At 53.3% G+C, this 12,849-nt stretch carries 13 protein-coding genes; 11 read left to right on the forward strand and 2 right to left on the reverse strand.

The features are described 5' to 3' along the window. Positions 1 to 256: 256 nt before the first annotated feature. Together VFG09_02310 and VFG09_02315 are read right to left on the reverse strand one after the other, a co-directional pair. The gene (locus tag VFG09_02310) at positions 257 to 604 is read right to left on the reverse strand and encodes a hypothetical protein (protein ID HET6513965.1); all 348 of its coding nucleotides are present in this window, start codon (positions 602 to 604) and stop codon (positions 257 to 259) included. Between the two features lie 117 nt (positions 605 to 721). Next, a complete protein-coding gene (locus VFG09_02315) occupies positions 722 to 1,297 on the reverse strand; it encodes a rubrerythrin family protein (protein ID HET6513966.1) in 576 nt (191 codons plus the stop codon). A 202-nt stretch (positions 1,298 to 1,499) separates the two neighbouring features. Here VFG09_02315 and VFG09_02320 point away from each other — a divergent pair, with 202 nt between their 5' ends. From VFG09_02320 to fabD, 11 genes are all read left to right on the forward strand, one after another. Next, positions 1,500 to 1,907 carry a bacteriohemerythrin gene (locus VFG09_02320; protein ID HET6513967.1) on the forward strand — a complete coding sequence of 136 codons (408 nt, stop codon included), beginning with the start codon at positions 1,500 to 1,502 and terminating at the stop codon, positions 1,905 to 1,907. Positions 1,908 to 2,204: 297 nt separating this feature from the next. Beyond that, positions 2,205 to 2,354, forward strand: a complete 150-nt coding sequence (locus VFG09_02325; protein HET6513968.1) for a hypothetical protein — start codon at positions 2,205 to 2,207, stop codon at positions 2,352 to 2,354. Beyond that, positions 2,351 to 4,396, forward strand: coding sequence for a hydrogenase 4 subunit B (gene hyfB, locus VFG09_02330; GenBank protein HET6513969.1), 2,046 nt, complete (start codon positions 2,351 to 2,353; stop codon positions 4,394 to 4,396). Before VFG09_02325 ends, hyfB begins: the two co-directional genes overlap by 4 nt. A gap of 26 nt (positions 4,397 to 4,422) precedes the next feature. Next, on the forward strand, positions 4,423 to 5,337 hold the full coding sequence (locus VFG09_02335; protein ID HET6513970.1) for an NADH-quinone oxidoreductase subunit H: 915 nt from the start codon (positions 4,423 to 4,425) through the stop codon (positions 5,335 to 5,337). 1 nt (position 5,338) lies between these two features. Further along, positions 5,339 to 6,004, forward strand: coding sequence for an NADH-quinone oxidoreductase subunit K (locus tag VFG09_02340; protein HET6513971.1), 666 nt, complete (start codon positions 5,339 to 5,341; stop codon positions 6,002 to 6,004). A 48-nt stretch (positions 6,005 to 6,052) separates the two neighbouring features. Further along, on the forward strand, positions 6,053 to 7,501 hold the full coding sequence (locus VFG09_02345) for a hydrogenase 4 subunit F (GenBank protein HET6513972.1): 1,449 nt from the start codon (positions 6,053 to 6,055) through the stop codon (positions 7,499 to 7,501). Then, positions 7,498 to 9,069 (forward strand): NADH-quinone oxidoreductase subunit C, encoded by a 1,572-nt coding sequence (locus VFG09_02350; GenBank protein HET6513973.1) that lies wholly within the window; start codon positions 7,498 to 7,500, stop codon positions 9,067 to 9,069. The genes VFG09_02345 and VFG09_02350 overlap by 4 nt, the downstream gene beginning before the upstream one ends. Continuing rightward, the gene (locus tag VFG09_02355; GenBank protein ID HET6513974.1) at positions 9,066 to 9,596 is read left to right on the forward strand and encodes an NADH-quinone oxidoreductase subunit B family protein; all 531 of its coding nucleotides are present in this window, start codon (positions 9,066 to 9,068) and stop codon (positions 9,594 to 9,596) included. Before VFG09_02350 ends, VFG09_02355 begins: the two co-directional genes overlap by 4 nt. A gap of 326 nt (positions 9,597 to 9,922) precedes the next feature. Next, positions 9,923 to 10,705, forward strand: coding sequence for an electron transfer flavoprotein subunit beta/FixA family protein (locus tag VFG09_02360; GenBank protein ID HET6513975.1), 783 nt, complete (start codon positions 9,923 to 9,925; stop codon positions 10,703 to 10,705). Further along, positions 10,696 to 11,898: an FAD-binding protein gene (locus tag VFG09_02365; protein ID HET6513976.1), complete on the forward strand. Its 1,203-nt coding sequence runs from the start codon at positions 10,696 to 10,698 to the stop codon at positions 11,896 to 11,898. Before VFG09_02360 ends, VFG09_02365 begins: the two co-directional genes overlap by 10 nt. A 5-nt stretch (positions 11,899 to 11,903) precedes the next feature. After that, positions 11,904 to 12,839, forward strand: a complete 936-nt coding sequence (gene fabD / locus VFG09_02370; GenBank protein HET6513977.1) for an ACP S-malonyltransferase — start codon at positions 11,904 to 11,906, stop codon at positions 12,837 to 12,839. Positions 12,840 to 12,849: the final 10 nt, after the last annotated feature.

Genomic DNA, 12,849 nt, shown 5'->3' on the forward strand with positions numbered 1-12,849 from the left:
TCTTGGCCGTCATTCCCGCGAAGGCGGGAATCCACTTTGAACAGAATGGATGCCCGACTAAGGATCTCGGGCATGACCAATAATAGGGAGCACATCTGTAAATATTATCTTGAGACCGTTAATAACTATGTCATTCTCTTCGTTGCCGACGATTCAAGCAGTGTGGTGTCCCTTCCCAGTTTCAGTTTAGCAGAGAATATTTGAGGCTGCAATTAAAAGTGGAGTAGTTCCTAAGGCTATAGAAAGCGATCCCTGATCACATATCTGAAAGATTGCAAAGGGGAAGCATCCTGACCCGGCAATTTCCATTGGAGTCAACAGACTTATAGTTTTTGTAAGCAGGATTATCCTTGCAATACGGTATCTGACAGTCTCGATCCGAGAATATATCGATGCTGACTCCCGGCCTTACCGTCAAGAGATGCTCATGAGTCCAGATGATACATTCCCCACCATCTTCCTTATACCAGAGGTCAACCATGGTCGCATTTCTGACGATGATGCCCTGTTGACTGCATGGATCTTCCTGAGCCCGACCGAAAGACGGGATCGCAAGAAGAACGAGAAACAGAATGGCTATCTGGGCAAAAACTTTTTTATCCATAACTCCTAAGCTATCACTAAAGCAGAGCTATGTCAATATGGCCAAGAGTGGCCCTCTGTCTTCAAGGGTCGTCACCAGGCAGACCTTCGAAGATCGCGCGGATCAAAAACTTCTCTCCTACCAGTTCTCCTCCAGAAGCTCAAAGTGCGCCTGGGCATGGTCGCATGCAGGGCATTTGGCCGGTGTGTCCGTTCCCTCGTGGATGTAGCCGCAATTCCGGCATTTCCATTTCTTCGGCTCTTCCCGCCTGAAGACACGGCTCTTTTCGATGTTTTCCAAGAGACCGAGATAGCGCTTTTCGTGCTGCTTCTCCGCGACGGCTATTGCCCTGAAAGCGGCAGCAATGATGGGGAAGCCTTCTTCAGCGGCTATCGCTGCGAATCCAGGGTACATAACGCTGTGCTCGTAGTTTTCCCCTGCAGCTGCAGCCTTGAGGTTGACGCTCGTGTTACCGATTATGCCTGCGGGAAAGGTCGCCGTCACCTCAGCATCGCCTCCTTCTAGGAACTTGAAGAGCCTCTTGGCGTGCTCCTTTTCGTTGTCCGCCGTCTCGACAAAGAATCCTGCAATCTGTTCGTACCCCTCTTTCTTTGCCTGTGAAGCAAAGTATGTATAGCGGTTCCTCGCCTGCGACTCACCGGCAAAGGCGGTAAGGAGGTTCTTCTCTGTCTTTGTCCCTTTCAAACTGTTCATCTCGTCACCTCAGTCATGATCATTGCTACCCTTTGAGAGGGAGCTTTATTCTCCTTCTTATTCCATAGTCAATTCTATCACAGGATAAGGCCGGCTACAAACCCAAGGTCCTTACTAAAGTTTTTCGGACTCTTGCCGATATGAATGGTTAAGATCCTTTCGCAGCAAAGGAACTACAAAAACGTTTCGAAAAGGAGGAATTATGTCACTCATTACCTGGTCGAATGATTTGAGCGTTAACATCGGGTCCATCGACGAGCAGCACAAGAGACTCGTCTCCCTGGTCAACAGCCTTCATGATGCCATGAGTTCAGGCAAAGGAAAGGAAATCATGGGAAAAATCCTTGATGAACTCATCGAATACACAAAGACCCACTTTGCGACTGAAGAGCGGCTGATGACGGCCCACACCTATCCCGGATACCTGACGCACAAGAAAGAGCATGACGGACTAACAAAAGAGGTGCTGAGCTTTCATGAGGATTTCAAGTCAGGGAAATCAGTTGTTTCCGTGGAGATCATGAGATTCCTGAAGGATTGGCTCGCGAAACACATAAAAGGCACTGATCAGAAATACGGCCCCTTTCTGATCAGTAAAGGAGTGTCGTAGGAGATCATTCAGGCGGGGGAGCTCTCGGTCCTTAATCGAAGGCTCCTCTGCTGCTGAAAGGTCCTTTCCGGAATACACTTCTGCACCTGCAAGCCCTGTCACTCCCCGTTTGAGTAGGTCACTCCGCCTGAAGTTCAGCTAGGCTGAGCCATTGTCGGAGCCTTGACAGTGAGCCATGTCTGCGAGTAAAATCAACGGACTGCCGATGAAGGAGCAATACCTCTCCGAGGTCTTAAATCTCTCAGAGTTCTACTCCGTGCCGGTTCGAGTCCGGCCTCTGGCGCCAAGAAAATGAATGTGAAAAAGGACGTGGCAGGGATGTTGAACATGCCGGGAAAGACGATTTACCGGAGGATTCAGAATAAGACTATGCCTCTTTCGGGACGGCTGGCCGGTGAAGTCTTCTTGCAGAAAGAGGCCGAGACATTCGGGCGGACCTTGCAGTGATTGTCTCACCCATTGAGATCGCCTCTTCGTCCGTTGTGCTGCTCATGCTGCTTGTGCCGGCGGCTGCGCTGCTCGGACGCAATCAGCGCCTGCTGATCGCAATCTGTTCCGTATTTGCATCCGCTGCTTCGTTCATGGGGACTGTTGCCGGTGTCATGGCGGTTGGAAGCGCCTCGGTCGAACGCGTCGTTCTCTTGCTCGGACTTCCAAGTCTTCCCTTTCATCTCAGGCTCGATCCTCTCGCGGGGTTTTTCCTGACGGTCATCGGTTTACTTTCGCTCTTCGTGTCGATTTATTCGGCAGGCTATCTCAGGGGTTTTCTTGGACACAGACCGGTGACGAGGCTCGTGGTATTCTACAACCTTTTCATAGCAGGGATGTTCATGGTGGTGCTTGCGGATGACGCGCTGTTTTTCCTCATCTCATGGGAAGCGATGGCAGCAGCCTCCTATTTTCTGGTGATGTTCGAGGACGAAAGTCAGGAGAACCGCAGGGCCGCTTTCCTTTATCTCGTAATTGCTCACGTCGGCGCGATGGCGATTCTCCTCTCCTTCGGAGTTATGGCAGGCATCGCCACGGGATTTGAGAGTTTCGGCGGATATACCTTTGACGCAATGCGGCAGGCAAAAATTCCCCTTGAATGGGCAACGGTTGCATTCCTCCTTGCGTTCTTCGGTTTTGCTGCAAAGGCAGGCGTTGTGCCGCTTCATGTCTGGCTTCCTGAGGCGCATCCTGTTGCCCCCTCCAATGTTTCTGCCTTGATGAGCGGAGTTATGCTTAAGACTGCCATATACGGTATCGTGCGCATCACCTTTGATCTTCTCAAGGTATTCCCCTGGTGGTGGGGGGCTATCGTACTTGTTCTGGGACTGGTTTCAGCGGTTATGGGCGTTCTCTATGCCCTGATGCAGCATGACTTAAAGAGGCTTCTCGCATATCACTCTGTTGAGAATATCGGAATCATTCTCATCGGGATCGGCCTGGCCATGATATTCACGTCTTCTCATCTCACGGTACTGGCATCCCTTGCGCTCATCGCAGGGCTTTATCATACCATGAACCATGCGATGTTTAAGGGCCTGCTGTTCATGGGCGCAGGAGCGGTACTTCACGCAACACACGAGAGGAATATGGAGGAAATGGGCGGGCTCATTCACCGGATGCCCTGGACAGCGGCGCTCTTCCTTGTGGGTTGTGTCTCCATTTCTGCGCTTCCTCCTTTCAACGGCTTCGTATCCGAATGGCTTATCTTTCAGGCCTTCCTGCTTTCGCCATCCCTTCCCATACCGCTCGTGAAATTACTCATGCCTCTTGGCGCTGCTCTTCTTGCCCTAACGGGTGCCCTTGCCGCTGCCTGCTTTGTCAAGGCCTTTGGCGTTACCTTCCTCGGTCACTGGAGGGGGCATCCTCGTCCCAGGGTTCAAGAGGCAGACTGGCTTATGCGGTCAGGCATGTTGATGGGTGCAATTGTATGTCTTCTCCTCGGGATATTACCCACGCTTTTCATTGAATGGATGGATATCGTCCCTGAGCAACTCATCGGCTACAAGCTCAGCACTTCTGCCGGAGCCTTCGGATGGATGTGGCTGACCCCTCTTTCGGAGGAGCGCGCGTCATATTCAGGGCCTGTCGTGTTCTGCGGCTTTATTCTGATTTTCGCGGCAGCCTATCTCATCCTCCATGTAAAGGCTGGAAAGATACGCCGAGGGCCGATCTGGGACTGCGGGTTCGAAAAGATTAACGAGCGGATGCAGTACAACGCCACATCCTTTTCGATGCCCATCCGGAGGATATTCGGCTTCCTCTTTAGGGTGAAGGAGGAGGTCACGCTTGCGCCCCAGAGCGCGCATGGAGCATTTCCGAGGAGGTTGCACTACCGTCTTCGTGTCAAAGACCGTTTCTGGAACTGGATTTACCGACCGATCGTTGAGGTGAGCTTCTGGGCGTCCCGCAGGGTTGGCGGTCTCCAGCGAGGCCGCATACAGGCATACCTGATTTACTCATTCATCACAATCATTATCCTGCTGGTGTTCGTAGGATGACTCTCCACTCGTTCTTTGTAGAGGTCATGCAGGTGGTCACGCTCCTCGGCCTCGCTCCCCTTTTTATCGGATGGGTGAGGATGCTGAAATGCTGGTCTCAGGGCAGATCTTCCGCGAGCATATTTCAGCCCTACTGGGACCTTGCGAAGCTCTTCTCCAAGGACATGATCATCGCTGAAAATGCATCGTGGATATTCCGCTTTACGCCTTACCTCGTCTTCGGCACGGCTGTCCTGGCCGGAGGGATCATACCCATACTCTCCGTTGACCTGCCCCTGGCGCCGACTGCCGATGTTATCGTGCTCGTGGGACTTTTTGCAATCTCCCGCTTTTTCACTGCCCTGGCAGGGATGGACATAGGGACCGCCTTTGGAGGCATGGGATCGAGCCGCGAAATGACGATCGCCTCACTGGCGGAGCCGGCCATGCTCATGTCCATTTTTACCGTGTCACTCGCGAACAGGTCTACATCTCTTTCCCATATCGTGCAGGTTATCTTCAGCGGCCAGTCGGTCGTGAGACCGTCCCTTGCCTTTGCATTCCTCGCCTTTATTCTGATCGCCCTAACGGAAACCGGAAGGATTCCCGTTGACAACCCTGCCACGCACCTCGAACTAACCATGATACATGAAGCGATGATCCTCGAGTATTCCGGCAGACACCTCGCACTGATCGAATGGGCGGGTATGATGAAGCTCTTTCTCTTCGTCATGCTCGGCATAGCCTCTTTTGCTCCGTGGGGAATTGCAGGGACCGAAGGTTTTGTGGAAATAATTGGTGCTTTCTTTGTGATGGTGTTGAAGTTGGGCATTGTTGGTATTGCCCTGATCCTGATAGAGACAGGCCTTGCAAAAATGAGGCTGTTCAGATTAACCGAATTCCTCGGCGTCGCTTTTCTGATGGCAACGCTGGGGATGTTGGCCTTCTATATCCTGGAGTGACATGAATCTGCAGGCTGCTGCTCAAATAAACAGTTTTCTCGCTGCCTTCGTGCTTCTCGCCGCCTTTGCCATGCTTGTGCAGAAGAGGCTGTATGGCCTTATTAATCTCTTTGCGTGGCAGGGGCTTTTCCTGTCGATCAATACCGCCCTCGTCGGTTTTGTCGCAAGCAAGCATCATCTGTACATATCGTCAATCCTGACGCTCTCATTGAAGGTGTTCCTCCTGCCCTATATCCTTCATGTCCTCATCGCCCGTCTCAAGATCCGCAAGGAAGTGGAGACGGTCATGAACATTCCCCTTACGATGCTTATTGGTATAGCTCTTGTAATATTGTCTTACCATCTCATGTCTCCCGTAAGGGAGCTTTCGACGCTGATAACGCGATCAACGCTCGCTGTTGCCCTCGCAACGGTCATGATCGGACTCCTGATGATGATTACGAGGAGGCACGCAGTCACGCAGATCATCGGATTCCTTGCCATGGAAAACGGCCTGTTTCTTGCTGCAACAAGTGCGACCTATGGCATGCCGCTCGTAGTAGAACTGGGCGTAGCCCTTGACGTGCTGATTGCAGCGTTTATTTTTGGGATTTTCTTCTTTCATATCCATACGACCTTTGACACTCTCGACGTCGAACAGATGGCGAGACTGAAGGAGGAGGAGTGAGATGCCGTTGATCCGTGGGCCCATCAGAAGAGACGGAGAAGATACGTTATGATACTCCTCATTTTGCTTTGTGTCCCGGTTGTTGCAGCGACTGTCCTCGCCTTTATCGGTGACCGGAAAATTGCGCCCGAAATAAACATTCTCGGATCGGCAGCAACGTGTGCCGCAGGTCTCGGCCTGGCACTGCAGGTTTATGAGCAGGGACCGATGATGGCGGGGGGGAAATTCTTTTTTGTCGATGCCTTCAATGTCTATCTCGCTGTTCTGACCTCGTTTGTATCGATGACAACGGCGATCTTCAGCCGGAGATATATGAGGAGGGAGAGGGAGCATGGACGGGTAGGACACGTCGGAATGCGCTTCTATCACGCGATGTTCCAGCTCTTCATCTTCGCCATGCTCCTATGCCTTCTGACGAATAATATCGGCATCCTCTGGATAGCAATGGAACTGGCAACCCTGTCAACGGTCCTCCTTGTCTCTCTCTACCGGACGCCTACCGCCATCGAGGCGGCATGGAAATATTTCATCCTCTGTGGCGTCGGCATTGCACAGGCCCTCTTTGGGACAGTCCTCCTGTATTTTGCCGCTGAAAAGATTCTCGGCGAAGGCGGCGATGCACTCCTCTGGACAAACCTGAGCCAGGTGAGCGACAAGCTTGAACCGACCGTTCTCTCCCTTGCCTTTGTCTTTCTCATGGTAGGGTATGGGACAAAGGTTGGGCTCGTGCCGCTCCACAACTGGCTTCCTGACGCCCACAGCGAGGGTCCCACACCGATCTCCGCCGTACTGTCGGGCCTTCTCTTGAATATCGCGCTCTATGCCCTCGTGAGGTGTAAGGTGCTTGTTGACGGTTCTACGCACACTCACCACGCGGGGAATATCATGATGGGATTCGGTCTTCTCTCGATCCTTGTCGCCTCCTTCTCCCTCCTGCGACAGAAGGACATCAAGCGCATGTTCTCCTATTCATCCATAGAGCACATGGGGATCGCGACCTTTGCCTTCGGCCTCGGCGGCCCGATAGCGACATTCGGCGCGCTCCTTCACATGCTCGTCCATAGCCTGGCAAAGTCTGCGATATTCTTTACCGTGGGCCATGCCTCGCAGATGCACTGGACACAGGAGATGGACAAGATAAAAGGCCTTTTTAAAGGCAACCCTCTTGTCGGCTGGGGGATGATGTTCGGAGTCATGGCGATCGTCGGCATGCCGCCCTTCGGCATCTTTACGAGCGAGTTTCTCATCCTCACTGCGACCATAAAGGATGCGCCTCTGCTGACGCCATTCCTCCTTTTAGGAGTGGGTGTGGCCTTTGCCGCACTTTTCAGGAGGGTCCAGCCGATGGTGGCAGGAGAAGTGCCGACGTATCAGCACCCGATGAAAGTGGCCCATGTGCCTGTCGTGCTTCATATGGCGATTGTCTTGGGAATAGGGCTTTATCTCCCCGAGTTCCTTAACCGGTGGTTTTACACAGCGGTGGGTTTGCTGAAATGAGCATGTTGACCGACGCCCTGACGGCTTCGCTGGAAAACGATGTGCGGTTTGAAAACTGGCAGCATCCGTCCTCAGTAGTTTGCTGCACTGTTCCGGTGGAACGGTTCGCGGAAGCGGCGAAGGTATTGAAAAAAGCATATGCCTTACTCGCGGCGGAATGGACTACTGACGAAATACCCTTTGGAAGGGGCTTCGGCGTCTTTGCCTGCTACAGATGGGGCAGTGAATACCTGATTGTGCGGGCTGAACTCTCTTCGGACGATCCCCGGTTCCCGAGCCTCACAAAGAAGTATGTTCCTGCCTACAGGTTCGAGAGACAAATCCATAGTCTCATGGGTGTCAAACCGTCAGGCCATCCGGATATGCGGCCATGGATAAAGTTCGAAGACTGGCCTCAGGACGCATTTCCCCTCAGAAAGACCTTTGAGGCATCAAAACCCCTTCCGAGGGTCAAGGGTGAGTATCAATGGGCGAGGGCCGACGGCGAAGGTATATATGAAATTCCGGTCGGACCTGTGCACGCCGGGGTAATCGAGCCGGGCCATTTCCGTTTCCAGGCAGTGGGAGAGATGGTCGTGAACCTTGAGGAACGGTTAGGATATGTCCATAAAGGTATAGAAAAGCTGTTTGAATCACTTCCATGGAAGGAGGGGGGGAGGCTGGCAGGCCGGATATCGGGCGACACAACCGTCGCGCACAGCATTGCCTATTCCATGGCCGTGGAGTCCATGGCCGGCGGTACCGTCCCCGAAAGAGCGCATTGGCTCAGAGCGCTTTTCCTTGAACGGGAACGCATAGCAAACCATTTCGGCGATATAGGCGCCATTTGCAATGATGCCGCCTTCGCCTTCATGCTATACCAGCTTGCGCGACTCAGGGAGCTGATGCTCCGTACCAACCACAGGTTGTTCGGCCACAGATTCATCATGGACAGGGTCTTCCCAGGAGGCGTGACAGCCGATATTGACAACGACGGAAAGAGAGAGATACTGTTTGAGCTTGACACGGTCTCCAGGGAATTTGAACGGCTCGTCGTCATCTACGACGAAAACTCGTCGCTCGAAGACAGGGTGAGAGACACGGGGGTCCTCGCTCCTGAAAAGGCAAGGGAGTTATGTGCAGTGGGTATCGTTGCACGCGCAAGCGGCTTGAACCTCGACTGCAGGTTGCAGAACCCTTTTCCGCCTTATGACCGGATCGAGCTGAATGTTCCGGTCCTCATATCCGGAGACGTCCATGCGAGGGTATGGGTAAGAGTAGAGGAGATACGGGAATCAATCCGCCTTATACGATATATTCTTGAGAATATCCCTGACGGTTCGACAAGCACAGATATAGTTATGCCTTCGCCGGATAGCGCAGGTTTTGCGACGGTTGAGGGATGGCGCGGCGAGATCGTCTGCTGGATTCAGGCAGGCCCCAGGGGCGAGATAAACAGGTGTATGGTAAGGGACCCGTCCAGTGTCAACTGGCTTGGACTCGAACAGGCGATCCCGGGGGACATCGTCCCTGACTTTCCCCTCTGCAATAAGAGCTTTAATCAATCGTACTCGGGACACGATTTATGATACGCATCCTTCGCCAGATTTTTCGAACCGGTATCGTTACTGAGCCCCTTCCGCCTCTTGCTGAAGAGGAAGCAACGCTGGTGGCGACAAGGCTGGAAAAGGCTATCAGAGACCATTTCAGCAGAAGTCTGACCATAAGGGAAGTTGACGCGGGGTCATGCAACGGGTGCGAACTTGAGATCCACGCACTCAACAACCCTTTTTACAATTGCGAGAGATTCGGTATCCATTTTACTGCCTCCCCGAGATTTGCCGACATGCTTCTCGTTACAGGACCGGTATCGCGGAACATGGAAGTTGCGCTTCGCAGGACGTACGACGCCACACCCACTCCCAAAATTGTTGTTGCGGCCGGCGACTGTGGGTGCCACGGCGGTATCTTCGGACAGAGTTATGCATCGCTCGGAGGCGTTGATAGAGTCATACCCGTTGACGTCCGGATACCCGGGTGTCCTCCTACGCCTATCGCCTTGCTGAAGGGCATACTGTCCGCGATTGACGGGTATCCGAAAAAGGCGGGTAAGTGAGGTTATGGATCAACGTGTTTACCCAGGGATCTCTTTGAAGAGTGATCGCGCAATTCTTGAATCTGCCTCAAGAAGTAGCAGCGTGAAGACAATGATGCGTCGTTCTTCACCTTCTCGAAAAGGTGACAAAGAAGAGACCTCCTGACAACCCCTTCGATCATTTCGCTCTGTCATGGTGGACTGCTTTTGTTTCATCGAGGCCTCATCCAGCATTGTCTCTTGAAGGGCCATTTTCTTTACATGCTGAGGTCCGACATCGTATAATATCAACCCGAATGAACAGAGATGGCGCTGCGTCTCTTTGAGAATCAAGGGAGGACGAAAGAGTGAACATCGTGGTCTGTATCAAGCAGGTTCCTGACACCTCCGAGGTGAGGATCAATCCCGAGACAAACACACTCATTCGGGAAGGCGTACCGAGCATCATCAACCCCTATGACATGCATGCCATAGAAGCAGCGCTCCAGATAAGGGAGAAGGCTGGCGGCAAAGTTATCGTGATTACCATGGGACCTCCCCAGGCAGAGTCTGCGCTGAGGGATGCCGTGGCCATGGGCGCCGATGAGGCTGTTCTTCTCACCGACAAGGCCTTTGCAGGATCCGACACATGGGCCACCTCCTATACCCTTTTCAAGGCCGTGGAGAAGCTCGACGCACACATAATCATATGTGGCAAACAGGCCATCGACGGCGACACGGCGCAGGTCGGTCCTGAGATGGCTGAATTTCTTAATATCCCCCACGTTTCCTACGTCAGGAGGATTGAGGATGTGAGTGAAGGTTCGATCCGCCTCCAGAGGTTAATGGACGACGGTTATGATATCGTCGAATCATCCCTGCCGGTCCTCTTCACTGTTGTGAGAGAACTGAATGAACCGAGGCTGCCGTCACTCAAGGGAAAGATGGCGGCAAAGAAGGTGGAGATCAGGAAGCTGTCGGCAGTCGACCTTGAGGCTGATGCCGAAAAAATAGGTCTGAAAGGTTCACCGACTCAGGTTCTAAAGATCTTCGCGCCGGAAGCGAGGAAGGACCGCAAAATCCTTGAAGGGAGCATGGAAGAGCAGATTGATACCCTCGTCCATGAGTTGAGGAGTCTGAAGTGCGTATAGTTGTGTCGCAGGATAAATGCACCGGTTGTGAGACCTGCATCGAATCGTGTCCCTTCTCTTCCATTGTCATGAAGGAGGGCAAGGCTGTTATCACGGAATATTGCCAGCTTTGCAGGGCATGCCTCAGTGTATGTCCTGAGGGTGTCATCAAGGAGGTCCTCGAAGAAGGTCAGCAGCCTGCTGCTCAGAACTTACCCCTTCATGAGTACACCGGCGTGTGGGTCTTCGCTGAGCGGAGGGGCGGAAAAGTGGCCTCAGTGGCGTATGAACTTCTGGGAGCTGGCAGAAGACTTGCGGACGAGCGCAACGCTCAGCTTTCGGCTCTGCTCTTTGGCGCCTCCGATGCTGAGGCCCAGGAACTCATCCGATGGGAAGCGGACAGGGTATATCTCTGCACGGACCCAATCTTCGAAAGCTACAATGATGAGCCCCATGCAGATCTCCTCGGCCTCCTCATAAAAGAGCATCGTCCCGAGATTGTACTTGCCGGGGCGACTCCAATCGGCCGCTCTTTCTTCCCGAGGGTGGCTGCAAAGCTCCGGACCGGCCTTACCGCTGATTGCACGTCCCTCGAGATCGACAGGGACACCGGGAACCTCCTCCAGGTGCGGCCTGCCTTTGGCGGAAATATCATGGCAACGATACTCTGCCCTTACAACAGACCGCAAATGGCCACGGTGAGGCCCCGCGTGATGAAGCGAGGGCGGTATGATCAGAATAAGACTGGAGATATTATCCACATCGATGCTGAAGGCCTTTTTTCACGCACAAAGGTCGTCGACACCGTTAAAGAAGTGTCGGAAACAGCGGTCAACCTGCAGGAGGCCGATATTATCGTATCCGGCGGAAGGGGATTGGGAGACCCGAAGGGCTTCAAGATCCTCGGAGAACTGGCCGAGGCTCTCGGGGGAACTCTCGGCGCTTCGAGGGCCGCTGTCGACGAAGGCTGGATACCATACAGCCACCAGGTTGGCCAGACGGGGAAGACGGTATGCCCCAAGATCTACATCGCCTGCGGCATCTCCGGTGCTGTCCAGCACCTCGTCGGAATGCAGTCCTCAGACATCATAATCGCCATCAATAAAAACCCCGATGCCCCTATCTTCACTGTGGCAACTTACGGTATCGTCGGTGATGTCTATGAGATTGTGCCGATGATGATCAGGAAGATAAACGAAATGAAAGGGCGGTAGAGGAGATGGGAATCTGTTTCGTCTTTCCCGGTCAGGGGTCGCAGCATGTCGGGATGGGCAAAGAGATTTATGAGAATTACGGGGAAGTCCGGAGCCTATTTGAGGAAGCCGGCGATGCCCTCGGATATGACATTGCCCGTCTATGCTTCGACGGTCCTTCTGGAGAGTTGAATAAGACGTACAGGACGCAGCCCTCCCTCTTGACCGTGAGTACATCGCTTTTCAAGGTACTCTCTTCAAGGGGAATACGACCATCGGTAGTCGCAGGCCATAGCCTCGGCGAGTATTCGGCCCTTGTCGCTGCCGGAGTACTCCCGTTCAGAGACGCTGTGGTTCTTACCGAGAAGAGGGGCCATTTCATGCAGGAGGCTGTTCCCGAAGGCAAGGGTCTCATGGCTGCTGTTATGGGACTTCCGAGAAGCACGGTCAACGAGATATGTCTTTCGCTCCGATCAGGATACGCGTCACCGGCCAACTACAATTGTCCCGGTCAGATCGTTATCGCCGGAGAGAAGATGGCCGTTGAGGAGGCGATGAATCGTGCAAAGGACGAAGGGGCGAAGAGGGTCGTGGCCCTTGCGGTAAGCGTCCCATCTCACTGCACCTTAATGGCAGAGGCATCAAGAAGGCTGGAGGAATATTTGAAGGGGATAGAATTAAAGAGTCCGTCGATTCCCCTCGTTAATAATGCGGAGGCTGCCGTGCTCACTACCGCCGATAGCATCAGGGCTTCCCTCGTGCGGCAGCTCGACAGCCCCCTCTTGTGGGAGGATTCGGTACTGGCCATCGTTGACTCAGGGACAGACACCTTTGTGGAAGTTGGTCCGGGCAAGGTCCTGTCCGGGTTAATTAAACGGATAACTTCTTCGGCCAAAATCTACAACGTCGAAAATGTCAGCAGCCTCGATAAGACCGTGACGGCTCTCATGACGAACAGCTGACCGCCGAGGT

Source organism: Thermodesulfovibrionales bacterium, assembly GCA_035686305.1.
Taxonomy (GTDB): Bacteria; Nitrospirota; Thermodesulfovibrionia; order Thermodesulfovibrionales; family UBA9159; genus DASRZP01.

Bases quoted from the DNA above. Each gene is read 5' to 3' on its own strand.
- VFG09_02350 (HET6513973.1), top strand. From the start codon at position 7,498: ATGAGCATGTTGACCGACGCCCTGACGGCTTCGCTGGAAAACGATGTG.
- VFG09_02335 (HET6513970.1), top strand. From the start codon at position 4,423: ATGCAGGTGGTCACGCTCCTCGGCCTCGCTCCCCTTTTTATCGGATGG.
- VFG09_02340 (HET6513971.1), top strand. From the start codon at position 5,339: ATGAATCTGCAGGCTGCTGCTCAAATAAACAGTTTTCTCGCTGCCTTC.
- VFG09_02345 (HET6513972.1), top strand. From the start codon at position 6,053: ATGATACTCCTCATTTTGCTTTGTGTCCCGGTTGTTGCAGCGACTGTC.
- VFG09_02320 (HET6513967.1), top strand. From the start codon at position 1,500: ATGTCACTCATTACCTGGTCGAATGATTTGAGCGTTAACATCGGGTCC.
- VFG09_02315 (HET6513966.1), bottom strand. From the start codon at position 1,297: ATGAACAGTTTGAAAGGGACAAAGACAGAGAAGAACCTCCTTACCGCC.
- VFG09_02355 (HET6513974.1), top strand. From the start codon at position 9,066: ATGATACGCATCCTTCGCCAGATTTTTCGAACCGGTATCGTTACTGAG.
- VFG09_02310 (HET6513965.1), bottom strand. From the start codon at position 604: ATGGATAAAAAAGTTTTTGCCCAGATAGCCATTCTGTTTCTCGTTCTT.
- fabD (HET6513977.1), top strand. From the start codon at position 11,904: ATGGGAATCTGTTTCGTCTTTCCCGGTCAGGGGTCGCAGCATGTCGGG.